The sequence below is a fragment of the Candidatus Protofrankia californiensis genome (assembly GCF_900634765.1).
GTDB classification, from domain to species: domain Bacteria; phylum Actinomycetota; class Actinomycetes; order Frankiales; family Frankiaceae; genus Protofrankia; species Protofrankia californiensis.
On record NZ_CAAAFT010000298.1, the window covers coordinates 1 to 1,658 of the forward strand.

The window sequence follows — 1,658 nt, forward strand, 5'->3', positions numbered from 1 at the left end:
ACGACGGTGGTTCCCTCGTACACCATCGAGGAACGTTCCGCGACGTAGCTGGCGGCAACCGGACGCGGCGACTTCGTCACCGGAAGGGACTCCCCGGTCAGCGACGACTCGTCGATCTCCAGGCTGGTCGCCGACAGCAGCCGGGCGTCGGCGGGAACGACGTCCTCCGAGCCGATCGAGATCACGTCGCCGGAGACCAGTTCCTGCGCGGTGAGCTCGACGTCACCGCCGTCCCGGCGCACCCGCGCCCTGACCGCGGACTGGGCGAACAGACGGGTCAGGTCACGGTCGGCCCGCTGCTGCTGCACCGCGCCCACCAGCGCCGACATGACGGCCACGCTGACCACCAGACCCGCGTCCAGCACCGAGCCGCTGGCAGCCGACAGGGCCGCCCCACCCAGCAGGATCGGCGTCAGGGGACTTGCCAGCTCCCGGGCGATCGCACCGACCAGACCGGGCGCGACCGCGCCCACCGAGACGTCGTCGGTACGCCGCGATGCGGCCTCGGCGCTGGCCAATCCGTCCGGGGAACTGCCCAGCTGGTCGAGGACGCGCCGCGCCGGCAGCACATGCCAGGGCGTGCGCGGGATGGTCGGCGGCGGCGGACGCCGGTTGAGCTCGCGGGCCGCCCAGATCCCGTCACCGAACGACAGGGCACTGGCCCCGGTCACCATGAGCATCGACCGGGAGGCCAGTTGCGGACCGAAACCGGTCAGCGCGACCAGCGCGCCGGCACCGGAGCCGATCTGGGCGAGCCGCACCGCGTGCCGGCTCACCCGGCACCCCGCGGCGACCGCCTCGACCATCATCGCGGCAGCCAGCAGGTCCTTCCCGACAAGGACGTCGGCTCCCCAGGCCGGCGCGCCGTCATGGCCCTCGACCCCGACACCGCAGTCGGCGTTGCCCACCGCGGCGCGCCGGCGTGAGACGACCAGCACGCCGGCACCCGCCGCCTGCAGGTCGCCGACGGCGGCCACCAGCCGGCGTCCGCCCGGGATCACCCCGAAGCCGAACCCGTCGTCCGGGCAGTCCTCGCCGTCGGCTACCCGCACCGTCAGCCCGCTGCGACGGCAGGAGGCCAGCAGCGCCTCGCTGCCCTCCGCCCGCTCGGGCACCGCCGTCACCACCGCCATCAACCTCGTGCCCTGCGCGAGACCGAGGACCGTACGGATCCCCGCTGCCCGCAGCCGCCGCCATTGCGCGCTGCCCGGGCCGTCGTCACCGACCAGCCGCTCGATCGGACCGAGTGTCCAGCCGTCCCCCTCGACCGTCGCGGTCGGATCGGCCGACCGGAACAACGCGTACGCCCGGACGGCCACCTCGCTTGCGTCGGCACCGGCCAACGGGATGACCTCACCGACGGTGAGCGCCGCGCCGAACAGGACGTCGGAGTCGACCACGACCGTGTCGACCCGGTCCAGCAGCCGAAGCGCCTCGGGGTGCATCACCTGCACTCCCCGGCGCGCCAGGACGCGGGTGAGATGGTTGCAGAATCCCTCTCTGCCCAGCCGGGCGGGACGCGGGAGCATGGCCAGTGCGGCGGCGGCGGCCCGCTGAGGGTTGCCTGTCAGGGCGGCCGTGGCACCGAAGGTTGCCAGCACACCCGCCCCGGCCACGTCCGCGTAGCGTTCCACCGGCCCGCTCGGACGCGGCCGGGG

1 pseudogene is annotated in these 1,658 nt (G+C 74.3%); it reads right to left on the bottom strand.

The window, feature by feature from the left end:
* Positions 1-1,634 (bottom strand): annotated as a pseudogene (locus tag DD1DGNOD_RS15885) (cation-translocating P-type ATPase); the annotation flags it as partial.
* Positions 1,635-1,658 lie beyond the last annotated feature (24 nt).